At 69.6% G+C, this 23,465-nt stretch carries 23 protein-coding genes; 11 read left to right on the top strand and 12 right to left on the bottom strand.

The annotated features are described in order from the left end of the window. The first annotated feature begins 41 nt into the window (after positions 1–41). Positions 42–1,271: a trypsin-like serine peptidase gene (locus LK06_RS25155; protein ID WP_174673936.1), complete on the top strand. Its 1,230-nt coding sequence runs from the start codon at positions 42–44 to the stop codon at positions 1,269–1,271. Between the two features lie 72 nt (positions 1,272–1,343). On the opposite strand, the gene hflX is transcribed toward LK06_RS25155, so the two are convergent. The 4 genes from hflX to dapF form a co-directional block, all read right to left on the bottom strand. Further along, positions 1,344–2,834 carry a GTPase HflX gene (gene hflX / locus LK06_RS25150; RefSeq protein WP_039652548.1) on the bottom strand — a complete coding sequence of 497 codons (1,491 nt, stop codon included), beginning with the start codon at positions 2,832–2,834 and terminating at the stop codon, positions 1,344–1,346. Between the two features lie 166 nt (positions 2,835–3,000). Further along, positions 3,001–4,566, bottom strand: coding sequence for a M1 family metallopeptidase (locus LK06_RS25145; protein ID WP_052319105.1), 1,566 nt, complete (start codon positions 4,564–4,566; stop codon positions 3,001–3,003). Between the two features lie 83 nt (positions 4,567–4,649). Continuing rightward, positions 4,650–6,887, bottom strand: a complete 2,238-nt coding sequence (locus LK06_RS25140) for a RelA/SpoT family protein (protein ID WP_043435763.1) — start codon at positions 6,885–6,887, stop codon at positions 4,650–4,652. A 281-nt stretch (positions 6,888–7,168) separates the two neighbouring features. Then, a complete protein-coding gene (gene dapF / locus LK06_RS25135; RefSeq protein ID WP_043405697.1) occupies positions 7,169–8,038 on the bottom strand; it encodes a diaminopimelate epimerase in 870 nt (289 codons plus the stop codon). A gap of 69 nt (positions 8,039–8,107) precedes the next feature. Here dapF and LK06_RS33420 point away from each other — a divergent pair, with 69 nt between their 5' ends. Then, positions 8,108–8,254 (top strand): hypothetical protein, encoded by a 147-nt coding sequence (locus LK06_RS33420; protein ID WP_159025336.1) that lies wholly within the window; start codon positions 8,108–8,110, stop codon positions 8,252–8,254. A 150-nt stretch (positions 8,255–8,404) separates the two neighbouring features. Here LK06_RS33420 and LK06_RS25130 read toward each other — a convergent pair whose 3' ends face one another. After that, positions 8,405–8,902 (bottom strand): hypothetical protein, encoded by a 498-nt coding sequence (locus LK06_RS25130; RefSeq protein WP_039652553.1) that lies wholly within the window; start codon positions 8,900–8,902, stop codon positions 8,405–8,407. Positions 8,903–9,011: 109 nt separating this feature from the next. Continuing rightward, positions 9,012–9,950: a tRNA (adenosine(37)-N6)-dimethylallyltransferase MiaA gene (gene miaA, locus LK06_RS25125; RefSeq protein ID WP_039652555.1), complete on the bottom strand. Its 939-nt coding sequence runs from the start codon at positions 9,948–9,950 to the stop codon at positions 9,012–9,014. Positions 9,951–10,145: 195 nt separating this feature from the next. Between miaA and LK06_RS33415 the strand changes: the two genes are divergently transcribed. Further along, positions 10,146–10,286 carry a hypothetical protein gene (locus tag LK06_RS33415; protein WP_159025335.1) on the top strand — a complete coding sequence of 47 codons (141 nt, stop codon included), beginning with the start codon at positions 10,146–10,148 and terminating at the stop codon, positions 10,284–10,286. Between the two features lie 190 nt (positions 10,287–10,476). On the opposite strand, the gene LK06_RS25120 is transcribed toward LK06_RS33415, so the two are convergent. Then, the gene (locus LK06_RS25120) at positions 10,477–11,190 is read right to left on the bottom strand and encodes a class III extradiol dioxygenase subunit B-like domain-containing protein (RefSeq protein WP_052319104.1); all 714 of its coding nucleotides are present in this window, start codon (positions 11,188–11,190) and stop codon (positions 10,477–10,479) included. 219 nt (positions 11,191–11,409) lie between these two features. Beyond that, complete coding sequence (gene miaB / locus LK06_RS25115; RefSeq protein ID WP_052319103.1) at positions 11,410–12,936, bottom strand: tRNA (N6-isopentenyl adenosine(37)-C2)-methylthiotransferase MiaB; 1,527 nt, start codon at positions 12,934–12,936, stop codon at positions 11,410–11,412. 334 nt (positions 12,937–13,270) lie between these two features. On the opposite strand from miaB, the gene LK06_RS25110 reads away from it, so the two are divergent. Continuing rightward, entirely contained in the window at positions 13,271–13,630 is a 360-nt protein-coding gene (locus LK06_RS25110) for a DUF6204 family protein (RefSeq protein ID WP_039652559.1), read from the top strand. A gap of 54 nt (positions 13,631–13,684) precedes the next feature. Then, positions 13,685–14,137 (top strand): MarR family winged helix-turn-helix transcriptional regulator, encoded by a 453-nt coding sequence (locus LK06_RS25105; protein WP_039652560.1) that lies wholly within the window; start codon positions 13,685–13,687, stop codon positions 14,135–14,137. A gap of 255 nt (positions 14,138–14,392) precedes the next feature. Here LK06_RS25105 and LK06_RS35110 read toward each other — a convergent pair whose 3' ends face one another. Then, a complete protein-coding gene (locus LK06_RS35110; protein ID WP_324618360.1) occupies positions 14,393–14,635 on the bottom strand; it encodes a hypothetical protein in 243 nt (80 codons plus the stop codon). Positions 14,636–14,879: 244 nt separating this feature from the next. On the opposite strand from LK06_RS35110, the gene LK06_RS25100 reads away from it, so the two are divergent. Further along, on the top strand, positions 14,880–15,917 hold the full coding sequence (locus LK06_RS25100) for a hypothetical protein (RefSeq protein WP_324618359.1): 1,038 nt from the start codon (positions 14,880–14,882) through the stop codon (positions 15,915–15,917). 3 nt (positions 15,918–15,920) lie between these two features. Here the strand turns inward: LK06_RS25100 and LK06_RS25095 are convergent, their stop codons facing one another. After that, positions 15,921–16,328: a pyrophosphohydrolase domain-containing protein gene (locus LK06_RS25095; RefSeq protein ID WP_039652562.1), complete on the bottom strand. Its 408-nt coding sequence runs from the start codon at positions 16,326–16,328 to the stop codon at positions 15,921–15,923. 241 nt (positions 16,329–16,569) lie between these two features. Between LK06_RS25095 and LK06_RS25090 the strand changes: the two genes are divergently transcribed. Beyond that, entirely contained in the window at positions 16,570–17,568 is a 999-nt protein-coding gene (locus LK06_RS25090; protein ID WP_039652563.1) for a TAXI family TRAP transporter solute-binding subunit, read from the top strand. 6 nt (positions 17,569–17,574) lie between these two features. Here LK06_RS25090 and LK06_RS25085 read toward each other — a convergent pair whose 3' ends face one another. Together LK06_RS25085 and LK06_RS25080 are read right to left on the bottom strand one after the other, a co-directional pair. After that, positions 17,575–18,993 carry a sensor histidine kinase gene (locus LK06_RS25085; RefSeq protein WP_039652565.1) on the bottom strand — a complete coding sequence of 473 codons (1,419 nt, stop codon included), beginning with the start codon at positions 18,991–18,993 and terminating at the stop codon, positions 17,575–17,577. A 9-nt stretch (positions 18,994–19,002) separates the two neighbouring features. After that, a complete protein-coding gene (locus LK06_RS25080; protein WP_039652566.1) occupies positions 19,003–19,689 on the bottom strand; it encodes a response regulator transcription factor in 687 nt (228 codons plus the stop codon). A 288-nt stretch (positions 19,690–19,977) separates the two neighbouring features. Here LK06_RS25080 and LK06_RS25075 point away from each other — a divergent pair, with 288 nt between their 5' ends. From LK06_RS25075 to LK06_RS25060, 4 genes are all read left to right on the top strand, one after another. Further along, positions 19,978–20,754, top strand: a complete 777-nt coding sequence (locus LK06_RS25075; RefSeq protein WP_039652568.1) for an amino acid ABC transporter ATP-binding protein — start codon at positions 19,978–19,980, stop codon at positions 20,752–20,754. Between the two features lie 81 nt (positions 20,755–20,835). Continuing rightward, positions 20,836–21,672, top strand: a complete 837-nt coding sequence (locus LK06_RS25070) for a glutamate ABC transporter substrate-binding protein (protein ID WP_039652570.1) — start codon at positions 20,836–20,838, stop codon at positions 21,670–21,672. A gap of 75 nt (positions 21,673–21,747) precedes the next feature. After that, positions 21,748–22,413: an amino acid ABC transporter permease gene (locus LK06_RS25065; protein ID WP_039652571.1), complete on the top strand. Its 666-nt coding sequence runs from the start codon at positions 21,748–21,750 to the stop codon at positions 22,411–22,413. After that, positions 22,410–23,345 carry an amino acid ABC transporter permease gene (locus LK06_RS25060; RefSeq protein ID WP_039652572.1) on the top strand — a complete coding sequence of 312 codons (936 nt, stop codon included), beginning with the start codon at positions 22,410–22,412 and terminating at the stop codon, positions 23,343–23,345. Before LK06_RS25065 ends, LK06_RS25060 begins: the two co-directional genes overlap by 4 nt. Positions 23,346–23,465 lie beyond the last annotated feature (120 nt).

Genomic DNA, 23,465 nt, shown 5'->3' with positions numbered 1-23,465 from the left:
CCGGAGCACCAAGTTCCGTCACCACAGGGGGAGTCAAGAACATGCGATCCATACGGCCGTCGTCCACCGTTCGGCGGAGGAGGAGCAGCTGCCGCGCCTCCCCCGCGCTCGCGGCGGTCGCCCTCGCCTCGGCGCTGGCGCTGACCGCCACCGCCTGCAACGGCGACGGTGGCGACAACGCCGACGGCAGGCCGACCGCCACCGCGACCGCGGCAGGTTCCGGAGACGGAAAGATCAAGGTCCCGAGCGACCTCAAGGAGAGGCTCAAGGAACACGGGATCGACGTCGACAAGTGGAAGAACGGCGCCTGGAAGAACTGGAACAGGGAAGACTGGCTGCGCGAGGCCAACGACTTCATCAACCCGATCATCAAGGGCCTGTGGGACCCGAACCGGATGCGGGACGCCAACGACCCGGACAAGGGCGTCGATGACAACGACATCTCCGGTGACCAGGGCGTGACCGACCCGACGCCGGAGCCGGTGAGGGCGCAGGCCGTCACGGCGCCTTACCACACCACTGCGGCGCCCTTCGGCAAGGTGTTCTTCGACTCGCCCAAGGGGACCATGGTCTGCTCGGCTACGGTCGTCAAAGACCCGGCGCACCCGGGCAAGTCCAACCTCATCTGGACCGCGGGGCATTGTGTGCACGCTGGAAAGAAGGGCGGCTGGTACCGCAACATCGCCTTCGTGCCGTCGTACAACAACGCTGGTGAGCCGGCTGCCCGGCTGCGGCACGCCAGCCGGTCCGAGATCGCCCCGTACGGTGTCTGGTGGGCCGACGCGGCGCAGACCTCGCAGCAGTGGATCGACCGGGGCGGGGAGACCGGCGGCGACGGCGCCTCGTACGACTTCGCGGTCATCCACGTGACGCCGGAGCAGGGCAACGGCGGCAAGTCGCTGGAGGAGACGGTCGGCGGGGCACTGCCCGTGAGCTTCGACGCACCGGCCGTGCCGAAGGTCAGCAGCATCACGGCGTCCGGGTACCCGGCGGCGGCCCCGTACGACGGCCAGCTGCTGTACCGGTGCCAGGACAAGCCGGGCCGGCTTTCCTTCAACCAGACCGACCCGACGATGTACCGGATCGGCTGCACCATGACCGGAGGCTCCTCCGGCGGGGGCTGGGTGGAGACCGCTGCCGACGGCAAACCGGTGTTGGTGTCCAACACCTCCGTCGGTCCGGTGAGTTCGGGCTGGCTGGCGGGCCCCCGGCTGGGCGACGTGGCCCAGGGTGTGTACGACTCGGTCAGCAAGAAGTTCGCCGGGCGGTAACGGCGCGCGCTCCGGCACGGCACGGCGAAGGCCCGCCGCCCTGGGGGCGGCGGGCCTTCGTGACGGCGCGGGTCAGACCGCCGGGACCGGTGTGTACGGTGCCAGGTCCGCTGCCAGTTCCTCGTGCACCCGGACCTTGAGCAGGGTGCCCTCCGCGATGTGCTCCTCGGAGATCACCTCGCCCTCGGTATGGGCCCGGGCGACGAGTTTGCCGTGGGTGTACGGCACCAGGGCCTCGATCTCGACCGAGGGACGGGGCAGTTCATCGTCGATCAGGGCGCGCAGTTCATCGATGCCCCGGCCGGTACGGGCCGACACGGCGATGGAGTGCTTCTCGATCCTGAGCAACCGCTGGAGGACCAGCGGGTCGGCCGCGTCCGCCTTGTTGACCACGACGATCTCGGGTACGTCGGTGGCCCCGACGTCCTGGATCACCTCGCGCACCGCGGCGAGCTGCTCCTCCGGGTTCGGGTGCGAGCCGTCCACCACATGCAGGATCAGGTCGGAGTCGCCGACCTCCTCCATGGTGGAGCGGAATGCCTCGACGAGATGGTGCGGCAGGTGCCGGACGAAGCCGACGGTGTCCGTCAGTGTGTACACCCGGCCGCTCGGCGTCTCCGCCCGGCGCACGGTCGGGTCCAGGGTGGCGAACAGGGCGTTCTCAACCAGGACGCCGGCGCCCGTGAGGCGGTTGAGCAGGGAGGACTTTCCGGCGTTGGTGTAGCCGGCGATGGCGACGGACGGCACCTTGTTGCGGCGGCGCTCCTGGCGCTTGATCTCGCGGCCGGTCTTCATATCCGCGATCTCCCGGCGCATCTTCGCCATCTTCTCGCGGATCCGGCGCCGGTCCGTCTCGATCTTGGTCTCACCGGGGCCACGCGTGGCCAGGCCACCGCGACCACCACCCATCTGTCGGGACAGCGACTGGCCCCACCCGCGCAGCCTGGGCAGCATGTACTGCATCTGCGCGAGCGCCACCTGCGCCTTACCCTCGCGGGACTTGGCATGCTGGGCGAAGATGTCGAGGATCAGAGCCGTACGGTCGATGACCTTGACCTTGACCACGTCCTCCAGCTGGATCAGCTGGCCGGGGCTCAGCTCACCATCGCAGATGACGGTGTCCGCGCCCGCTTCGAGGACGATGTCACGCAGTTCGGCGGCCTTGCCGGAGCCGATGTAGGTGGCGGCGTCGGGCTTGTCACGTCGCTGGGTGACGCCGTCGAGCACGACCGCGCCCGCGGTCTCCGCAAGGGCGGCCAGCTCCGCGAGGGAGTTGTCCGCGTCCTGCGCCGTCCCGGTGGTCCACACCCCGACGAGCACCACCCGCTCCAGCCGGAGCTGCCGGTACTCGACCTCGGTGACGTCCTCCAGCTCGGTGGAGAGCCCCACCACACGACGGAGGGCGGCACGGTCGGCGCGGTCGAACTGGTCGCCGTCCCGGGCGCCGTCGATCTCGTGCCTCCAGGCGACGTCCTCTTCCATCAGGGCATCGGCCCGAAGACCCTCGGGATAGGCGTGCGCGAGGCGCTTGGTGTCCTGGGAAGGGGAAGAAGAGGAGGTCATTGGATCCTTACGTCGATGGGAATACCGTGGCGGCATCCGTGCGGCGGTCCTGTGGAACGCCGTACCGCTCGTGTGTGGTCAACGCATGAGCACCCCGGGAGATTCCCCTGCCCGTCTCGCGCCGACCAGAAGATGGTCGCACGAGGCAACGCGTCCCGTCACCGTGTTAACGCGGTGTGGTCCGCGATCCTGCCGGCCTGGCCCGCACGGTCCGCTGGACGGGCTCCGTCGGCTTCCAATCGGGATGGCCGGGCATCGGCGGGGTCTTCTCCCCGTAGAGCCAGGCCTTGAAGAAGCCGCTCAGATCACGGCCGGAGACCGCCGAGGCCAGCCGGACGAAGTCGGCGGTGCCCGCGGTGGAGTCCCGGTGTTCGCGAACCCAGATCCGCTCCAGCCGCTCGAAGGCCGGCCGGCCGATCTCCTGCCGCAGGGCGTAGAGGACCAGCGCGGCGCCATCGTAGACATTGGGCCGGAAGATGCCGATCTTCTGACCGGGCGCAGGGGGCTTGGGCCGGGCGGGCGGGCCGCCGGCCTCGCGCCAACGGTCGGATGCGGTGTAGGCGGCCTTCATGCGGTCCGCCATGGGCCGGTCCGCCTTCTCCTCGGCGTACAGCTCCTCGTACCAGGTGGCATGCCCCTCGTTCAGCCAGACGTCGGACCAGGTCCGGGGGCTGACGCTGTCGCCGAACCACTGGTGGGACAGCTCGTGCACCATGATCGACTCGACGTACCACGTGGGATAGGCGGGCTCCGTGAACAGGTACTCCTCGAACAGCGACAGCGTCTGCGTCTCCAGTTCGAAGCCGGTGGAGGCCTGTGCCATGAGCACTCCGTACGTCTCGAACGGGAACCGGCCGACCTTGCTCTCCAGCCAGGCGATCTGGTCGGGTGTCCTGGCGAGCCACGGTTCGAGGGCCTCGCGGTCACCGCTGGGCACGACGTCACGGACCGGCAGGCCGTGCGGCCCCTCGCGGTGCAGCACGGTGGAGCGGCCGATGGACACCTGAGCGAGTTCGGTGGCCATGGGGTGCTGGGTGCGGTAGGTCCAGGTGGTGGTGCGGCCGACCCGGTCCGCTCCGGCCGGCAGACCGTTGGCGACGACGGTGTAGTCGTTCGGGGCGGTGATCCGGAAGGTGAACATCGCCTTGTCGGACGGATGGTCGTTGCACGGGAAGACCAGGTGTGCGGCGTCGGCCTGGTTCGCCATGGCAAGTCCGTCGGAGGTGCGCACCCAGCCGCCGTCCTGGTCCTCGGCGGGAACCGGGTCGCTGGTGTGCCGGACGGTGATCCGGGTCCAGCTGCCCTCGGCCAGCGGACGCTCCGGAGTGACGACCAGGTCTTCACCGGCGCTGGTGAAGACCGCGGGACGTCCGTCGACCTCGACGGACTGCACGGTGCCGTGCGCGAAGTCGAGGTTGAGGCGGTCCAGACGGGCGGTCGTCCAGGCATCGATGGTGGTGACGGCCCGCAGCGGCTTGTCGTTGGTGCCGGAGTAGGTGAAGGACAGGTCGTACGCGGCCACGTCGTAGCCGGGATTGCCCAGGTACGGGTAGAGCCGGTCGCCGACGCCCAGCGGGCCCGCCGGGGCCGCGGCGGCGAGGAGGCAGACGGAGACGGCGGAGGCAAACAGGGCCGCCCCCTTGCGGCGCCGGGAGACCCAGGAGCGGGGACGGGAGCGGGACATTGCGGACGGGGACTCCGGCCTGGCCCGGAAGCGGGGGGTGAGCAGCATGGACCACCGCTACCAGTGCGGGCCCCCGGTACGGCGGCGACGCGCGCCCGGCCCACCCGAACGGGTTTGGTCCGGCGCCGGGCTCAGGGGGTCGACGCCTGGTGCCGGATCCGGCTCACGTCGTACACCCCAGGCACGTCCCGCATGGCGCGCATGAGGGCGGGCAGGCGGGCCGCGTCGGGCAGCTGGAGAGTATAGGTGTGGCGCACCCGCTGCTGGCTGGGGGGTTCGACGGTGGCGGAGACGATCTCGACGCCCTCCAAGGCGATCGCCTCGGTGAGGTCGGCGAGCAGGTGGGGGCGGCCGAACGATTCAGCGACGAGCGTGACCCGGCATTCGGTGGCCTCTCCCCAGCGCACGCAGACTTCCGCGCGCCCCCGACCCTTCATATGCGCCACCGCGGGGCACTCCACGCGGTGCACGGTCACCACTCCCCCGCGCACCGTGAACCCGGTGATTTCGTCCGACGGTACCGGCGTACAGCAGCCGGCCAGCCGTACAGGGGCCCCGGGCCGGTCCACCAGGACGTCGGCGCCCCGGGGACGGGAAGCGGGAGGGCCATCCGCAGGGCGGGCGGGCGGCGCGGTCCCCGGGGTGGTGTCCGCGGCCCGTGCGGGGGCGGCGCCCTCGTCGGGTTCGGGACGGGTACCGCTCGCCTCCGGTGTCTCCCCGCCGGTGCCCGTGCCGGGATGTGTTGCCAGCCAGCGTTGGATGGCGATGCGGGCGGCCGGGGTGTGAGCGTGGTCCAGCCACGCGCGGGAGGGCTCAAAGACCGCGTCCTGGCTCATGAGCAACTGGACCGTGTCACCGTCCTCCAGGACGGTGCTGAGGGTGGCCAGGCGGCCGTTGACGCGGGCACCGATGCAGGCGTGGGCGTCCTCGCCGTACTGGGCGTAGGCGGCGTCCACGCAGGTGGCTCCCGCGGGGAGGCTGAGGGTGCCGCCGTCGGGGCGGAAGACGGCGATCTCCCGATCCTGGGCGAGGTCCTCGCGCAGCGTGGACCAGAAGGTGTCGGGATCGGGCGCGGCCTGCTGCCAGTCGAGGAGGCGGGAGAGCCAGCCGGGGCGGGTGGGGTCGGCGCGCTCACCATCCGCGGGGTCGTCGGCTCCGGGAGCGTACGGGTTGCCGAGCGCCACCACCCCAGCCTCGGCGACCTTGTGCATCTGGTGGGTGCGGATGAGGACTTCGACGACCTGGGCGCCCATGGGAGTCCCCCCGGGCGAGTCGGTTCGGGCCTGCGGGAGGGCCACAGCGGTGTGCAGCGACTGGTACAGGTTGAACTTGGGCACGGCGATGAAATCCTTGAACTCCGAGACGACCGGAGTCATACAGGTGTGCAGTTCACCGAGGACGCCGTAACAGTCGGCGTCCTCGTTCACCAGCACCAGCAGGCGGCCGAAGTCGGTGCCGCGCAGCTGTCCGCGTCTGCGGGCCACGCGGTGGAGGGAGACGAAGTGCCGGGGGCGGATGAGGACTTCGGCCTGGATGCCGGCGTCGCGCAACACCCCGCGGACCTCGTCGGCGACCTCGGCGAGGGGGTCGGCGGGGCGGGCGGCGTTCTCGGCGAGGAGTTCGCTGGTGTGTGCGTGCTCCTCCGGGTGGAGGATGGCGAAGACCAGGTCCTCCAGTTCGGTCTTGAGGGCCTGCACGCCGAGGCGTTCGGCGAGCGGGATGAGGACGTCCCGCGTGACCTTGGCGATCCGAGCCTGTTTCTCCGGGCGCATGACGCCCAGCGTGCGCATGTTGTGCAGGCGGTCGGCGAGCTTGATGGACATCACGCGCACATCGTTGCCGGTCGCGACGAGCATCTTGCGGAAGGTCTCGGGCTCGGCGGCGGCACCGTAGTCGACCTTCTCCAGTTTCGTGACTCCGTCGACGAGGTAGCAGACTTCCTCGCCGAACTGCTCCCTCACCTGCTCCAGCGTCACATCCGTGTCCTCGACGGTGTCGTGGAGCAATGACGCGGTCAGGGTCGTGGTTTCGGCGCCGAGTTCGGCGAGGATCAAGGTCACGGCCAGCGGGTGGGTGATGTACGGCTCGCCGCTCTTGCGCATCTGACCGCGGTGCGAGGACTCGGCGAGGACGTAGGCGCGGTGCAGGGGGTCGAGGACCGCGTCCGAGTGGTGGGCGCGGTGTGCCTCGACGACATGCCCGATGGCATCGGGCAGCCGGTCACGACCGGCGGGCCCGAGCAGCGCGGCGCGGCCGAGCCGGCGCAGGTCGATCCGGGGCCGGGACTTCCTACGGACGACCGCGGGCGCCACCGATGCTGGGCGCGCCACCGGGCCAGGGGTCGCAGGGTTCGTGGCCTCCGCACTCATGGGCACCTCCGGCTCGTGGACCGGCGGACAGGGCCTCAGGGCGTGCGCGACTCAGGGATGGCGACGTTCCCCCGTCCGTGCCGGTGCTTGATGCTATCGAGCCCACCACGTACGGCCGACCGCCTCTCGCCGAGCGTGAAACGGATCACCCATTCGAGCGATGCAAAGAAGGTTTGCGGTTTGCGTCACGTGCCCTGGACTCGGCCGCGGTTTCGAACGCCCCGGCCATGGAGCTCCGCTGCGCCGGGTGTGCGGGGCCGTCGTCGTTTCCGTCCAGGAAGTCAGCGGAGCGCTTCCTGAAGCCATGCGCCGTCGATCTCGCCTTCGGCGACGATCACGGCGGGTCCGGTCATCTCGATCTCGCCGTCGGGCTGCTCGGTGATGACCAGGCGTCCGCCGGGCAGGTCCACGGTGTACGTCGCCGGGGTGCCGGTGACGGCCGGGTCGGCGGCGTCGCGGCGGGCGGCAGCCACGGCGACGGCGCACGCACCCGTGCCACAGGAGCGGGTCTCGCCGGAGCCGCGCTCGTGTACGCGCATGGCCAGGTGGCGAGGGCCACGGTCGACCACGAACTCGACGTTGACGCCCTCGGGGTAGGCGGTGGTCGGGCTGAACGGCGGGGGGGCGAGCAGATCACCGGCGTGCGCGAGGTCGTCCACGAAGGCGACGGCGTGCGGGTTGCCCATGTTCACGTTGCGCGCGGGCCAGTCGTGTCCGCCGACGCTCACGGTGACGTCACCCTCGGGTAGACGGGCCCTGCCCATGCCGACGGTGATGTCCCCGTTCTTGGCGATGTGGATGGTCTTCACACCCCCGCGCGTGCCGATGACGAGGTCCCCCTCGCTCACGTACCCGGCGCGCTGGAGGTAGCGCGCGAACACGCGGACACCGTTGCCGCACATCTCGGCGACCGAGCCGTCGCTGTTGCGGTAGTCCATGAACCATTCCGCCTCGGCGGCCATGCCCTTGGCCTCCGGGTGAGCCGCGGACCGCACCACGTGCAGCACGCCGTCGCCACCGATGCCGGCCCGGCGGTCGCACAGGGCCGCCACGACGGGAGGAGTCAGGTCCAGGGCGTTCTCGGGGTCCGGGAGGATCACGAAGTCGTTCTCCGTGCCGTGCCCCTTGAGGAAGGCGATCCGCGTGCTCATTCCTCGATCGTACGGGCTGGGTCAGGTGATCGGGGTAGCGGGAGCGCCGCGCGTGGTGCGGCCCCGGCCGTGGTGGATGGCGTCCCCGGGCACGGCATGAACCTGCCACCGGGAGCCCCGCCGCCGCTTCCGTTCCCGGTCGAGTCGTCGCTGCAGGAGCTGGAGGAAGCGCTGGGCATCGAAGCGCTGGAGCTCCAGCAGACATGTCGAGGATGACCAGGGTCGTCTGCGGACGTAGGGCGGCACCCGCACGGGGCCACCGCCGGGCGGAGCACCGCCGGGCAGGTGGGGGGGCCAAGACGTGGCGGAGACCCGAGCAGGGACCGGTCGGCGCGACGCTCCGTCCGGGCACCCACCGTGCACCGGCTAACGCAGCCGGGCCACGCGCCACACCGCGAGTACGACGGCTACGGCCACCAGCAGCGCATAGGAGAGGGCGACCCGCCAGTCGGTACGGCGGCCGGAGCCACGCGGGGTCAGGCCCGGCCAGGTGTAGCCCACACGGCGGGCGGCCATCATGCCCCAGCCCGCGGCGCAGGAGCAGATCAGCAGGCCGAGCATGGCGATGACCGCACCACTGTCGCCGTCGAAGGCGAGCGGGAAGGCGAACATCAGGGAACCCACCGCCGACAGTCCCACGATGGGCGCGAGCTGCCAGATCCGCAGCCGACGCTGCGGGCGCAGCTCGACCTCGACCTCAGGCCCACCCTGGAACATCTCCTCGGGCGCGGGTCCATCGGCAGTGACTCCGCCCACCGTCTCATCGGGTCCGTCATCGGTCAGGCGGGCCTCACCCGAGTCGGGTTCGTCCTCGGTAGTGAGGTACTCGATATTGTGTGCGGTGTCGCGAGGGCTGGCCTCCATCGCCACGCGCCCTCCCAACTAGGACTCCATTTTGGTCGATCGAAGCTCGATGATGGCACGGCACACACGGCCACGATGACCGGCGGCGCATCCCGATGCCATCACGTGATCAGGCTGTAACCGGTCGTTCGATCAACGCCAGGGCCCGCCGCGGAAGTTCCGCTCGGTCGGCCGTGCCCCCACTCAACCACTGCACCCGGGGGTCGCGCCTGAACCACGAATCTTGACGGCGCGCGAAGCGCTTGGTGGCGCGTACGGTCTCGGCCCGCGCGTCCGCTTCGGAGCACTCCCCGGTCAGGGCGGCGAGCACCTGCTGGTAGCCCAGCGCGCGCGACGCCGTGCGCCCCTCGCGCAGCCCCTGCGCCGCAAGGGTTCGCACCTCGTCCACGAGGCCCGTCTCCCACATCCGGTCGACGCGGTGCGCGATGCGCTCGTCCAGTTCCGGACGGGCCACGTCGACACCGATCTGGACCGTGTCGTAGACGGAGTCGTGACCAGGCAGGTTCGCGGTGAAGGGTTGACCGGTGATCTCGATCACTTCCAGGGCCCGGACGATACGGCGTCCGTTGCTGGGCAGGATGGCGCGGGCGGCGTCGGGGTCAGCCGCGGCCAGACGGGCGTGCAGCGCGCCCGAACCGCGCAGCACCAACTCCTCTTCCAGACGTGCCCGCACCTCGGGGTCGGTGCCGGGGAACTCCAGGTTGTCCACGGCACCGCGAACGTACAGCCCGGAGCCGCCGACCAGGATCGGCCAGCGGCCGTCGGCGAGCAGCGCGTCGATCCGGGCGCGGGCCAGCCTCTGGTACTCGGCGACCGAGGCGGTGACCGTGACATCCCAGATGTCCAGCAGGTGGTGCGGAATACCGCTGCGTTCCTCGGGTGTCAGCTTGGCAGTGCCAATGTCCATCCCCCGGTACAGCTGCATGGAGTCGGCGTTGACGACCTCGCCACCGAGTTGTTGGGCCAGGAAGACACCGAGATCGGACTTTCCGGCCGCGGTGGGTCCGACGACGCAGATGACACGGGGGGCGGGGGATGCACTGCTCACCCCACCAGTCTCGCAAACCTCCGGGCAGCGTCTCGAACGGGTTACGTGGCGGCAGGCGTTCCGGGGCGTCGCCCCGGGCGGAATACCGCTTACCAGGCGGCCGGGTGCGCTGGCCCGAGCGACGCAACCGGTGCCCACCGGGCAGCACGGCAAGTCCCCCGCACGTCACCCGGGCGAGTGCCTTGTGGAGTGGACATGGACATGGACATGGACATGGACGTGGACGTGGACGTGTTCGCACGACTTCTCGGCAAGCCGAAGACGGCTGCGGCGGCACCGACCGCAAACGCGCAGGCAGGGGCGGAGCCGGTAGTGGCGTGGACGGCGGCGCCGTGATCGCCCGTACGCATCGCGCTCACCCGGCTTGCGGGAGCGCCGACCCGACGGCGGCTGAACGGCGTACGGTCGTGGAACGGAACGGATCCCGGTCGTCATCCGGCGTCGCCGCCTCAACGCCGACAAGCCCCAACCGGGGGCAGTAGGGGCTGCTCGTGCCGCAACAGGCAACGTTCGCCCCGTCGCGGCACTAGGACCAGGTGGCGACCAGGTAGCCCACGCCGTACGGGGCCTCCTCGTACAGCAGGGTGCCGGTGAGGTCCGCCGTCTCGGCGGCACCGGCCAGGACCTGCCAGGGGGCGCGACCTGAGACCTTCAGCTCGCGTGCCAGCCCCGTGTCCAACGCCCGGACGGCTGCCGCGTCCGCCGCACCCAGTGCCCGCGCGATCTCCGCGTCGAAGGGGGCCGCTCGCTCATCCAGGTATCCGGGAGCCTTGACCGAGCGGCACGCACTACCGTCACCCATCACGAGCAGCGCGACCCGCCCCGCGCGGCCGCCGATCTGCCTGCCGACTTCGGTGCATCGCCCGGGCCCGAGGGTTTCCCCGACACCGAGTCCCTCGACCGGGGCATCCGCCCAGCCCACCCGTTCCAGCAGCCAGGCGCCGACGGCGAGTGAGAGTGGCAGCTCGCGCTCGGGAACGACGCCCGTGGCGTGACCGAGACACACCTCCAGGTCGACCCCGAACCCGCGGAAGGACCCCGGGGTGCCCTGCGGAAACGATCCGCATCCCCTCTCTCCGGCAGGGCCCAGGACCACCAGCAGATCGGGGCGGGCGGCGACCAGCACGCCGAGCGCATCCCTGCACGCCGCGCGCGCGGCGTCCAGTTCGGGTGCGGCGCCCGCGGCAACCTCGGGCACGAGCAGCGGAGGACAGGGGCAGGCTGCGGCGGCGACAAGCATGATCGGCAGAGTAACCCCAACCCCGTCATCCCGTACCCCTCATCGGCCGGCACTCCAGGTCACCACCGGTCGCCCCCCCAGGGCGGACGGCAGTTGGTGGCGGGCCCTCCCCACCCACACGAGGCCTCCTAGCCCGCCGACGAGAGCCGTCGTCCAACTCCGCCGCCGAACTCCGGTCACTGCCCCCGTCGCCCCGCTCCGACCCCAGACTCCGGTCAGTCAGTCGCAGCCGCACCCGCTCGTGGCGACCGGCAGCGGCGCCGGTACACCGATCTTCGGCAGGCCGAGCATGACACGCGCGGACTTGGCGACCTCGGCGGCGTTGCGCTTCTCCCAGGCGTCCCCCGCGCGCGTGCGGCGCACGCCGAGGACCGGGCCCTCGGCAAGGAGGTGGTGCGGCGCGGCGTAGGTCACCTCGACGGTGACCACGTCACCAGGGCGCACCTGCTGCTCCGGCTTGGCGAAGTGAACCAGGCGGTTGTCCGGGGCACGACCTGACAGCCGGTGCGTGGCACCGTCCTTGCGGCCCTCGCCCTCGGCAACCATCAGCTCCAGAGTGCGGCCGACCTGCTTCTTGTTCTCCTCCCAGGAGATCTCCTCCTGGAGCTCGACGAGACGCTCGTAGCGTGCCTGGACGACCTCCTTGGGAACCTGGTTCTCCATGGTCGCGGCCGGGGTGCCCGGACGCTTGGAGTACTGGAAGGTGAAGGCTTGGGCGAACCGCGCCTCACGCACCACGTGCAGCGTCTGTTCGAAGTCCTCCTCGGTCTCGCCAGGGAAGCCCACGATGATGTCGGTGGTGATCGCCGCGTGCGGGATGGCTGCCCGCACCTTCTCGATGATGTCGAGGTAACGCTCTTGCCGGTAGGAACGGCGCATCGCCTTCAGAACGGTGTCGGAACCGGACTGGAGCGGCATGTGCAGCTGCGGCATGACGTTCGGCGTCTCGGCCATGGCGGCGATGACGTCGTCGGTGAAGTCACGGGGGTGCGGGGACGTGAAGCGGACGCGTTCCAGTCCCTCAGTCTTCCCGCAGGCACGCAACAGCTTGCTGAACGCCTCGCGGTCGCCGATGCCGGAGCCGTAGGCGTTGACGTTCTGCCCGAGCAGCGTGACCTCGGAGACGCCCTCCGCGACCAGGGCCTCGACCTCGGCGAGGATGTCGCCGGGGCGGCGGTCCTTCTCCTTGCCGCGCAGGGCAGGGACGATGCAGAAGGTACAGGTGTTGTTGCAGCCGACGGAGATCGACACCCAGGCCGCGTAGGCACTCTCGCGCCGGGTCGGCAGAGTGGACGGGAAGGCCTCCAGCGACTCGGCGATCTCCACCTGCGCTTCCTGCTGGACGCGGGCGCGCTCCAGCAGGACCGGCAGTTTGCCGATGTTGTGCGTGCCGAAGACGACGTCCACCCAGGGCGCCTTCTTCACGATGGTGTCGCGGTCCTTCTGCGCGAGGCAGCCGCCGACCGCGATCTGCATCCCGGGCCGCGAGGCCTTCTTCGGCGCGAGCCGGCCGAGGTTGCCGTACAACCGGTTGTCGGCGTTCTCCCGGACAGCGCAGGTGTTGAAGACGACGACGTCGGCGTCCCCGTCCGCCCCCTCGGGCGCACGCACATACCCGGCGTCTTCGAGCAGCCCGGCCAATCGCTCGGAATCGTGGACGTTCATCTGGCACCCGTAGGTGCGGATCTCGTAGGTGGCGGTCTTCTGAGCATCCACTGCCGGGCTCCGGTCGCTGCTGCTGGTCATGCCTCAAGGGTAGGTGGTCACCAAAGACCGCTGGTGCGGCGCTGTGCCCGTGGAGGATGCCGGTGCCGACGGTGGCCGTGGCGCTGGTGGCCATGGCACTGATGGCAGGGAGAGAGCCCAAGGTGATCCAGAACTGCTGACTCGCGGTGGCCAGTCCGGTAGCCATGTCCTCAAGGGACGGATGTGGTCCACCGGGGCAGGCCGGCAGGGGTGACGGCGGCGGCCTCCGGCGTGCTTCGCGGGGTCCAGCCCCCGGTTGCCCGGTGTCACCTCGCCGACTGGGACGGCGAAAACCCGGTGGAGGACCCACGCCCGCTGTGCCTAGGGTCACGGAATGAGTACCCGTACCTTCCGTATCACCGTCCGAGGCGCCTTCGACAGCCTCACCGACGCACAGCGGGCCGCCTTGCTGGCCGACGCCTCCGCACACGATGTGCTGCGTGCCGCCTTCACCCCCGAGGGGAGCCTCACGTACGACATCGCCGCCCGGCCTGCCTTCGTCTTCCGGTTCTCCGACACGGGTGAGGAAGAGGAGGACATCCTGGAGGCGACCGAGCGGGCCGAGGAGGCGGCGACAGCCTGGCTGACCGAGCGCGGCTACGCCTTCAAGAACCTCCGGTCCACCGCCGAGGACCTCTCCCAGGCGCCCCTGGGCAAACGGCAGCGCCGTTCGGCTCGTTCACTGAGCGCATAAAATTGAGTAGTCTTTGAGTAGTCAAGGAGATCACCATGAATTGTCGGAACAGCTATGAGTGATGCCCTGGAGGTGTCACTCCGGCTGGTGAGGGCCCAGACGGCGCTCGTTCGACGGTTCGACGCCCGGCTGAGCGGGCTGCACGGGGTCAGCCTGGCCGACTTCACCCTGTTGCTGAAACTGGGGCGGGCGCCCGGCGGTCGGATGCGCCGGGTCGACCTCGCCGAGGCCCTGGGTCTGACGGCCTCGGGGGTCACCCGCGGGCTGGTTCCACTGGAGCGGATCGGGCTGGTGACCCGCGAACCGGATGCCCGGGATGCGCGCGTGGCCTACGCTGCCCTGACCCGGACGGGCCGGGAGCGGTTGACGGAGATGCTGGCAACAGCCGAGGAGACCGCTGCCGAACTCTTCGCCGGCCCGGGCTGGAGCGAAGCGGACGTGGCGCTGTTCTCGGGCCTGCTGGCCCGACTCGGGGGCACCGGACTTCCCAGCCCCCTTCCCCGGTAAGGGGCACATCACGCGCGGAGGCGGCAGGGTCGCCGGATCGGTGCTACCGGCGGCCCCATGCTCCAACTCTCAGGGAAATCAAGGGTTTACAGGCCGCTCGCTGTGAACTCGCAGTGTCACAGGTCACGTTGGTTCCTGACTGGTTTGCGAAGGATCCACGAATGAGGCGTGGCATGCTCAGGGCTCACCATTGAGTTACCGATCGGTTCTACCCGTGAGTAGAAGACCGTCGGCACCTCTCTGCTACCCCCCACCTCACTCAGGATCCACTGTGCACAGACACACGAGACACAGGCGTGCCCTGCTGCCCGCCTTCGCCGTGGCCACGCTGTTCTTCACCGCGGCCTGCTCCTCGCAGGCGCCGCAGAGCGAAGACGCGGCGACCAGCGCGCACAAGCAGCAGATCACCGTCAAGAGCCGTCCCACCGGCGACACGGACCGCTCGCTCGCCGTCGCCGCGGCACCCTCCAACGCCCCGAGCGCGACCGCAATCGCCACGGCCAGCCCCGTCGGCCCCGAGCGGCGAGCACACCGGACCACACTGGCCGTCAGCTCCTACGACAGCCACACGCGCCGCGCCATCATATCCAACCAGCCGCCGAGAAAGGGGAATTCGGCAGGTCCGCCCGCTCCATCCGCTCCGTCCACTCAATCCCCTCCGCCCACTCCGTCCACTCCGTCCGATCCACCCACTCCATCCACCGCTCCTTCTATCGCACCGCACACAGCAGCGGTGGGGGACGTGATCGCCAGTGCCCCCGCGCCCGGGGCACCGCATGGACTGCTCGCCAAGGTCACCAAGGTGGTCGGGGAGACTGACCACGGCACCGAAGTACAGACGGAACCGGCCACGCTCAATGCGCTGTTGGGCGATGACACCGCGAAAGGCGAGGTGCCCGTCGCCCCGTCCTCCTTCACCGTCGACAAGTTGCTGCCCGATGTGAAGGTGTCCCGCTCGAAGACCGGGGCCGTCCGCATCGGCCCCAAGGACACGGCCGTACCGCTCGGCAGCCTCCGGCTCGACGTCAGCGCGAAAGTCCCGACCGCCAAGGACGCCCCGGCGACCGCCACCGCCTCCGTGCACGGCTACGTCCAGATCGCGCCGCGGGTCGACTTCGCCTACGGCGGAGCCGGGGCCAACGCGGTACCCGGCTCGGCATACCTCGGTGTGTCCGGCACCTGGTCCTCAGGGTGGACGCTCAAAGGCCGGGCCGCCGCGGCCACCGGCGCTCCGCTGCGCATACCGTTCGCCACACTGCACTCCGACCCCGTCCTGCAGGTCGGTCCCGTCCCCGTCGTCGTCAACCTCGATCTGACCTGCTACCTGCAGATCAGCGGCGACGGGCATGTCACCGTCGACGTGCAGCAGAGCCTCAAGGGCGGGTTCAAGGCGGGCGGTGCCTTCGACCTGGCCAAGGGGTGGACACCGGTCAGCTCCTCAACCATGTCGAGCACCCCCTTGCACGCCTCCGTCAGCACGGCGGGCCACGTTCGGACAGTACTCGGCGCCGAGGCCTCGGTCGGCCTCTACGGCACGGTCGGCGTCACCGCCGATCTGGCTCCATACCTGCGCGGCGAGGCCTCCGGGGCGATCATCGCTTCCTCCGACCAGGGCGGAGCCGGGGCGAAGGGCACCTGGGACGTGTACGGAGGGGTCGATCTGTCCGGAGCGCTGCGGCTGCAGCTGTCCGTCTTCGGAACGCCGATCGTCCAGCGGAACATCCCGCTGGGCTCGCTACACCGCGAGTGGAAGCTGGCGGGCGGCTCGCTGCCGTCGTAGCCGTCAGACCGCGCCGCCCGGTATCCACCCCTGGCGGCGCAGTACGGCGGAGACGTCCGGCGCCCGGTAGTACCGCCCCTTGAGGACCTTGCCGTCGGCCCGGCGGTCGACCTGTCCGTCCGGGCCGAGCTTGCTCATGTTGGCGCGGTGGATCTCGGTGATCACCTCGTCCAGGTCGATGCCGTGGACCAGAGCCGTGCCGTACGCCACATAGACCACGTCCGCCAGCTCGTGCGCGAGCCGGTCCAGTGGGCCCTGGACCGCGACCTCGGATACCTCTGCGGCCTCCTCGGCGAGCAGTTCCCCACGGTGGGCGGCCAGTTCGGGGTCCACCTCCGACGGCGTGTTGCGGGCGCCGAGGCCGAAGGCACGGTGGAACTCACGGACGAGGTCGGCGGGCGAAGTGCTCATGAAACGACTCTAACGGCCCCCGCCGACACAGCCGAAGGGCCGCTTTCCCGATGGCCCCTGTCCCGGTCCCCGGTGGCCCGCGTCCCCCGTTCGCCCGCAGTGGCCCCGCGCCCCGCCCGGTCCCGGCCCGCGCTCCCCCTCGCAAGCGCACCGGCACCGGCACCCTCCGCATGGACCCGGCCCGGCTTCGGAATGGTCTCGGCCCTGGCCCGCGCCGCCCGTGGCCTGGCAGGATCGCCGCATGTCCAAGATGTTCCCCCGGATCAGCAGGCGCCGTGCGCTGCGGAGTGCGACCGTCGGCGCGGTGGCCCTCGGCCTACTGCTGTGGTGGTTGCTGCCCCTGAGCGAGGGACCGCCGAACGGGACGATCGTCTTCAGCACCGGCGCGCCGCGCGGGGTCTACCAGGAGTACGCCGAGCGGCTCCGCGCCGAGTTGGCCCAGGACATGCCTGGCCTGCGGGTGAAACTGCTGGACAGCGCCGGTTCCCAGGAGAACGTCCAGCGGGTGGCGACCGGCAAAGCCGACTTCACCATTGCGGCTGCCGACGCCGTGGACACCTACAGACTGGAGCACCGCGAGGGCGCTGGTCGACTGCGTGGTGTGGCCCGACTCTACGACGACTACGTCCAGCTCATCGTGCCCCGGGACTCGAAGATCAACAGCGTCGCGGACCTGCGGCACAAGCGCGTGGCCACCGGGTTGCCCGACTCCGGTGTGCGGCTGATCGCGGACCGGGTGCTGCGTGCCGCGGGCATCGACCCGCACAAGGACATCATTCCGGTGGCGTCCGGCATCGAGCACGGCCCCAACCGGCTGGCAGAAGGCAAGTTCGACGCCTTCTTCTGGTCGGGCGGACTGCCCACCAAGGGGTTGGTCGGGCTCGCCGGCAGGTCCGCCTTCAAGTTCATACCGATCAGCGGCGATCTCGTCGCCAAGCTGCATTCCGGCGGGGAGGCCGCCCGCTACTACCGGGCCACCAACATGCCCGAGTCGGCATACCCGTCCGTGCAGCACGGCTCGTCGGTGCCGACCATCGCCGTCTCCAATCTGCTGGTGACCCGCAAGGACGTGGACCCCCGGCTGACCGAGTGGGTGACCCGGACGGTCATCAACAGTCGCGACGACATCGGCGCCCACGTCCACTCAGCCCAGCTGGTCGACCTGCGCACCGCGATCTACACCGATCCGCTGCCCCTGCAGGAGGGCGCCCGGCGCTACTACCGGTCGGTGAAGCCCTGAGGCGGATCATCCGCCGCTCGGCCCGTCGCCGGTCTGCCGCGGCACCGTGACCGTCACCCGCAGCCCCCGCGGCTCGTGGTGAGCGTAGGCGATCGCGCCGCCGCCCGCCGCGAGCAGGGCGCGCGTGATGGACAGCCCCAGCCCCGAGCCCTTGACGTTCTGGTGTCGGCCACTGCGCCAGAAACGGTCGCCCACACGTGTGAGTTCTTCATCGGTGAGGCCGGGGCCGGTGTCGATGACGACGATCGCGGAGGTGTCGGCCTTGGAGGAGACGGCCACCTGCACCGTGCCGCCCCCGGGGGTGAACTTCACGGCGTTGTCGATCACGGCGTCCAGCGCGCTGGACAAGGTGGTCGCATCAGCCCAGGCGGTGGTGGGCGGGCAGTCACCGGTCAGTCGGACGCCCTTGGCCTCGGCAACGGGGGCCCAGGCCGCCACGCGCTCCTCGGCCAGCGCGCCTACGTCAGTCAGTCCGAGGTCCGCCTCGGCGTGCTCAGCCAGCGCCAGACCGAGCAGGTCGTCCAGGACCTGAGCGAGACGCTTGCCCTCGGTACGGACCGAGGCGATCTCCTCGTTGCCCTCGGGGAGTTCGAGGGCGAGCAGTTCAATGCGCAGCAGCAACGCCGAGAGCGGGTTGCGCAACTGGTGCGAGGCATCGGCGACGAAGGCGCGCTGCTGCTCCAGCACGTCCTCGACATGGTCCGCCATCTCGTTGAACGAGCGGGCCAGCCGCCGCAGTTCCGGTGGCCCCTCGGCAACCGCAACCCGGGACTTCAGGCGTCCGGTCGCGATGTCGTGTGTGGTGGCGTCCAGGAGCCGTACCGGCCTGAGCACCCAGCCGGTCAGCCGTAGTGCGGCACCGACCGCGAGCAGCATCGCGGCGATTTCGCCCGCGCCGATGAACAGCCATCCGCTCAGGATCCGTGAACGCAGCTGCCCGGTGGGCGAGTCGGTGACGACGACCGCCACGACATCCCCGTCCCGGATCACCGGTGAGGCGACCACCAGCCGGCCCCGCCGCCAGGGCCACACCTGTCGCGGATCGTGGCTGCGCCGGCTCAGCAGCGCCTCGTCGAACGCCTCCCGCACCTCCCCCGAGGTCGGCACGAACCAGTCGCCCGGGGCGTTGGCCATCGCCGTACCGTTTCGGTAGAAGACACCCGCGCGTATCCCGTAGACGCCGTAATAGCTCTCCAGTTCGCTGCGCAAGGCCTCCCGTCGGTCGTCGGTCGTGGTGCGGCGAGTGCCGCCGGGCCCGTCGGTGACGAACTGGGCGAGCGCGGCGAAGCGCGCCGTATCGTCGATCCGGTCGACGACGACCTTCTGTTGCTGGGCGGCTGCCACACTGGCGGCGAGCGGAATGCCGAGCGCCAGCAGGACAGCCGCCAACAGGACGATGAGCAGGGGCAGGAGGCGTGCGCGCACCCGGCCCCGCTAGGTAGCCGGGGCGACGAGCCGGTAGCCGACGCCGCGTACGGTCTCGATCAGCGCGGGCATGCGCAGCTTGGCGCGTAGGGAAGCGACGTGCACCTCCAGGGTGCGGCCGGTGCCCTCCCAGCTGGTGCGCCAGACCTCGCTGATGATCTGTTCCCGCCGGAAGACGACGCCCGGTCGCTGGGCGAGCAGCGCGAGCAGATCGAACTCCTTGCGGGTCAGCTGGACGACCGAGCCCGACACGCTGACCTGCCGGGTGGGCAATTCGACACGGACGGAGCCGAGTTGCAGGATGCTCTCGCCGTCCGTGGTCGTGTCCTCGTGGGCGGTGCGTCGGCTGACCGCGTGGATTCGGGCGAGCAGTTCCCCGGTGTCGTACGGCTTCACCACGTAGTCGTCGGCGCCCAGGTTGAGCCCGTGGATGCGGGAGCGGACGTCGGAACGCGCGGTGACCATGATCACCGGCGTGCTGGTGCGTTTGCGGATCTTGCCGCAGACCTCGTAGCCGTCCTGGTCGGGCAGGCCGAGGTCGAGCAAGACCACGCCGAAACCGGCACCCTCCGGCACGAGGGCCTGCAGGGCTTCCTCGCCGCTGCGTGCGTGCGTGACGTCGAAGCCGTGCCGTGCGAGGACGGCGGACAGGGCCGCGGCAACGTGGTTGTCGTCCTCGACGAGCAGCAGTTTCATCCCGGCCCCCTCCGGTTCAGCGGTCGTACGGTCTCGGTTCTCGTACGTCCTGTACCTCACGCGCACGCGCACCATGGCAGTGACGCCGATGGACAAGGACGGCGTCAAGGGCGTTCCGGTTGCCTGACGCTTCCGTTATCCGGCCGATACGCGCGCCCGCACGAGCACTACGACACGTGTCCGGCCGCTGCCGGATCGTGATGCTCAGATCTCCCTCAGATGTGATGACGCAGGTCACAGGCGCTCATTACTGTCCTCCGAAACCGAGGAGGATGGAGCCCGAGAGCGATGACCAATGTATCGGCGGCCAAGGAAAATGTGGCCGCGTCCGACGAACTGGTCGTCCTGAAGAGCGTCAACAAGCACTTCGGCGCGTTGCACGTGCTCCAGGACATCGACCTGACGATCACCCGCGGCGAGGTCGTCGTGGTCATCGGACCCTCCGGGTCCGGCAAGTCAACCCTGTGCCGCACCATCAACCGCCTGGAGACGATCGACGCGGGCACCATCACGATCGACGGCAAGCCGCTACCTCAGGAGGGCAAGGAGCTGGCCCGGCTGCGTGCCGACGTCGGGATGGTCTTCCAGTCCTTCAACCTCTTCGCGCACAAGACCGTGCTCGAGAACGTGATGTTGGGCCAGCTCAAGGTCCGCAAGTCGGACAAGAAGCGGGCCGAGGAGAAGGCCCGGACGCTACTCGACCGGGTCGGCGTGGGCACCCAGGCGGACAAGTACCCCGCCCAGCTGTCCGGCGGCCAGCAGCAGCGCGTGGCCATCGCACGTGCGCTGGCGATGGGCCCGAAGGTCATGCTCTTCGACGAACCGACCTCGGCCCTCGACCCCGAGATGATCAACGAGGTGCTCGAGGTCATGCAGCAGCTCGCCCGTGAGGGCATGACGATGATCGTCGTCACCCACGAAATGGGGTTCGCCCGCTCGGCCGCGAACCGCGTGGTCTTCATGGCAGACGGTCGGATCGTCGAACAGGCCGCGCCCGACCAGTTCTTCAGCAATCCGCGCAGCGACCGGGCCAAGGACTTCCTGTCCAAGATCCTGCACCACTGACGGTGCACCGTTCCGGCACCCGCGCAACCGGGCTGCCTTCCCCGACGGACCCCGTTCCCCACCACTCGAAGGATGTTCAGCATGAAGCTCCGCAAGGTCACCGCCGCCTCGGCCGTACTCCTTGCCCTCTCGGTGTCCGCCACCGCGTGCGGCGGCGACAAGAAGGACGACAGCAGCTCCTCCGGCGGCGCCAAGAAGATCACCATCGGTATCAAGTTCGACCAGCCGGGCATCGGCCAGAAGACCCCGCAGGGCTACACGGGCTTCGACGTCGACGTGGCCACCTATGTCGCCAAGAAGCTCGGCTACAGCACCGATCAGATCAAGTGGCGTGAGTCGAAGAGCGCCGACCGCGAGACCATGCTGCAGCGCGGTGACGTCGACTTCATCGCCGCGTCCTACTCGATCACCCCGGAGCGCGAGCAGAAGGTCGACTTCGCCGGCCCCTACTTGCTGGCCCACCAGGACGTGCTGCTGCGCGCCGGCGAAACCAAGATCAAGTCGCCCTCGGACCTCAACAACCGGAAGCTGTGCTCGGTCGGCGGCTCGACCTCGGCGCAGAACGTCCACGACAAGCTGGCCCCGAAGGCGAACCTTCAGCAGTACCCGACCTACTCGGAGTGCCTGTCCGGCCTGCAGAGCGGCGCCATCGACGCTCTCACCACGGACGACTCGATCCTGGCCGGCTACGCCTCCCAGGCCCAGTTCAAGGGCAAGTTCAAGCTGGGTGGCTTCAAGATGACCAACGAGAACTACGGCATCGGAGTCAAGAAGGGCAGCCCGCTCAAGGACAAGATCAACAAGGCGCTGGAGGCCATGGTCGCCGACGGCTCCTGGGATGCGGCCGTAAAGAAGAACTTCGGTCCGGCCGGCTACAAGAACGAGCCTGCGCCGAAGATCGGCGACGTCAAGAGCTGAGGCAGACGCCCTGCGGGTGCGCCGGTCAGCGGACGGCGCACCCGGGCATCCCTACACGCGGAAGCGCGGGAGATCGTGTTCGACTTTCTTGAAGGTTACGACGTATGGGGCGCCTTCTGGACGACGGTGCAGCTGACGCTGCTGGCCGCCGTCGGCTCCCTGTTGTGGGGCACTGTGCTGGCCGCCATGCGGGTGGGCCCGGTGCCGCTGATGCGCGGTTTCGGCACCGCCTACGTGAACATCGTGCGGAACATCCCGCTCACGGTGATCATCCTGTTCTCCTCGCTTGGCCTCAACCAGACGCTGGGCATCAGCCTCGGTGCGGACGACTTCAAGACGATCAACTTCCGGCTGGCCGTGCTGAGCCTGATCGTCTACACGTCCGCCTTCGTGTGTGAGGCGATCCGGGCCGGCATCAACACCGTGCCAGTCGGCCAGGCGGAGGCCGCACGGGCGATCGGTCTGAACTTCACCCAGGTGCTGATGCTGGTCGTACTGCCGCAGGCGTTCCGCGCGACCGTCGGCCCGCTGACCAACGTGCTGATCGCATTGACGAAGAACACGACGGTGGCCTCTGCGATCGGCGTGGGCGAGGCGGCGCTCCTGATGAAGGAGATGATCGAGAACGAGGCCCAGTTGCTGCTGATCTCGGCGGTCATCGCCTTCGGGTTCTGCTGCTTGACCGTGCCGACCGGTCTGATCTTCGGCTGGGTGGGCAAGAAGGTGGCGGTGAAACGATGAGTTCCGTTCTCTACGATGCCCAGGGGCCCCGCGCCAAGCGGCGCAATGTCCTCTACACGGCTCTCTTCCTGGTCGCGCTCGCGGCCCTCGGATGGTGGGTGTACACGTCCCTCGACGACAAGGGACAGCTCGCCTGGCCCCTGTGGAAACCCTTCTTCAGCAGCACCGAGGCCTACTCGACGTACATCTGGCCCGGTTTGCAGAACACCCTGGAGGCCGGCGCCCTGGCGATGGTCATCGCACTGCCGCTGGGCGCGGCCCTGGGCATCGCCCGCATGTCGGACCACGCGTGGGTGCGCGTACCGGGCACGATCGTGGTCGAGTTCTTCCGCGCGATCCCCGTTCTGGTTCTGATGATCTTCGGGCTGGCGCTGTTCGCCAAGTACACCGACGTCGCTGCCGATGACCGGCCGTTCTACGCGGTCGTCACCGGCCTGGTGCTGTACAACGCGTCCGTGCTCGCGGAGATCGTCCGCGCGGGCATCCTCGCCCTGCCGAAGGGTCAGTCCGAGGCGGCCCAGGCGATCGGCTTGCGGAAGGGACAGGTGATGCGGCTCATCCTGCTGCCGCAGTCGATCACTGCAATGCTTCCGGCGATCGTCAGCCAGCTCGTCGTGATCGTGAAGGACACCGCGCTCGGCGGCGCGGTCCTCACCTTCCCCGAACTGCTCGCCTCGGCCCACCCGATGAGCGGCTACTACGGCAACATCCTGGCCTCCCTCACCGTCCTCGCCCTGATCTACGTGATCATCAATTTCTCGCTGACCTCGTTCGCGAGTTGGCTGGAGGCCCGGTTGCGGCGGCGCAGGAAGTCGACCGGTCCGGTGCTCGGCGGCCAAGACGTCGTGAACATCGCCGGCACGGCAGCGACCGCCGCGGATCCGACCGGCAGCACCGCCGGCATCGGCGACTTCGGTGGCACCAGGAAGTGACGATCACTCAAGTCACATGAATCCCCCTGGAGGCGGTGGCGTGATCGCCACCGCCTCCGGTCACTTGACGCAAACTCTGCCAATGGGTTGCATACGTTCTGTGATCGTGCACCCCGCTTC

Source organism: Streptomyces pluripotens (assembly GCF_000802245.2).
In the GTDB taxonomy this organism is placed as follows: domain Bacteria; phylum Actinomycetota; class Actinomycetes; order Streptomycetales; family Streptomycetaceae; genus Streptomyces; species Streptomyces pluripotens.
This window is presented reverse-complemented; position numbering and strand designations above follow the sequence as displayed.

What these genes read in the sequence shown, in the direction of transcription:
- LK06_RS25155 (WP_174673936.1), top strand. Translation starts at nt 42, where the DNA reads ATGCGATCCATACGGCCGTCGTCCACCGTTCGGCGGAGGAGGAGCAGC.
- hflX (WP_039652548.1), bottom strand. Translation starts at nt 2,834, where the DNA reads ATGACCTCCTCTTCTTCCCCTTCCCAGGACACCAAGCGCCTCGCGCAC.
- LK06_RS25145 (WP_052319105.1), bottom strand. Translation starts at nt 4,566, where the DNA reads ATGCTGCTCACCCCCCGCTTCCGGGCCAGGCCGGAGTCCCCGTCCGCA.
- LK06_RS25140 (WP_043435763.1), bottom strand. Translation starts at nt 6,887, where the DNA reads ATGAGTGCGGAGGCCACGAACCCTGCGACCCCTGGCCCGGTGGCGCGC.
- dapF (WP_043405697.1), bottom strand. Translation starts at nt 8,038, where the DNA reads ATGAGCACGCGGATCGCCTTCCTCAAGGGGCACGGCACGGAGAACGAC.
- LK06_RS25130 (WP_039652553.1), bottom strand. Translation starts at nt 8,902, where the DNA reads ATGGAGGCCAGCCCTCGCGACACCGCACACAATATCGAGTACCTCACT.
- LK06_RS33415 (WP_159025335.1), top strand. Translation starts at nt 10,146, where the DNA reads ATGGACATGGACATGGACATGGACGTGGACGTGGACGTGTTCGCACGA.
- LK06_RS25120 (WP_052319104.1), bottom strand. Translation starts at nt 11,190, where the DNA reads ATGCTTGTCGCCGCCGCAGCCTGCCCCTGTCCTCCGCTGCTCGTGCCC.
- miaB (WP_052319103.1), bottom strand. Translation starts at nt 12,936, where the DNA reads ATGACCAGCAGCAGCGACCGGAGCCCGGCAGTGGATGCTCAGAAGACC.
- LK06_RS25110 (WP_039652559.1), top strand. Translation starts at nt 13,271, where the DNA reads ATGAGTACCCGTACCTTCCGTATCACCGTCCGAGGCGCCTTCGACAGC.
- LK06_RS25105 (WP_039652560.1), top strand. Translation starts at nt 13,685, where the DNA reads ATGAGTGATGCCCTGGAGGTGTCACTCCGGCTGGTGAGGGCCCAGACG.
- LK06_RS25095 (WP_039652562.1), bottom strand. Translation starts at nt 16,328, where the DNA reads ATGAGCACTTCGCCCGCCGACCTCGTCCGTGAGTTCCACCGTGCCTTC.
- LK06_RS25090 (WP_039652563.1), top strand. Translation starts at nt 16,570, where the DNA reads ATGTCCAAGATGTTCCCCCGGATCAGCAGGCGCCGTGCGCTGCGGAGT.
- LK06_RS25080 (WP_039652566.1), bottom strand. Translation starts at nt 19,689, where the DNA reads ATGAAACTGCTGCTCGTCGAGGACGACAACCACGTTGCCGCGGCCCTG.
- LK06_RS25075 (WP_039652568.1), top strand. Translation starts at nt 19,978, where the DNA reads ATGACCAATGTATCGGCGGCCAAGGAAAATGTGGCCGCGTCCGACGAA.
- LK06_RS25070 (WP_039652570.1), top strand. Translation starts at nt 20,836, where the DNA reads ATGAAGCTCCGCAAGGTCACCGCCGCCTCGGCCGTACTCCTTGCCCTC.
- LK06_RS25060 (WP_039652572.1), top strand. Translation starts at nt 22,410, where the DNA reads ATGAGTTCCGTTCTCTACGATGCCCAGGGGCCCCGCGCCAAGCGGCGC.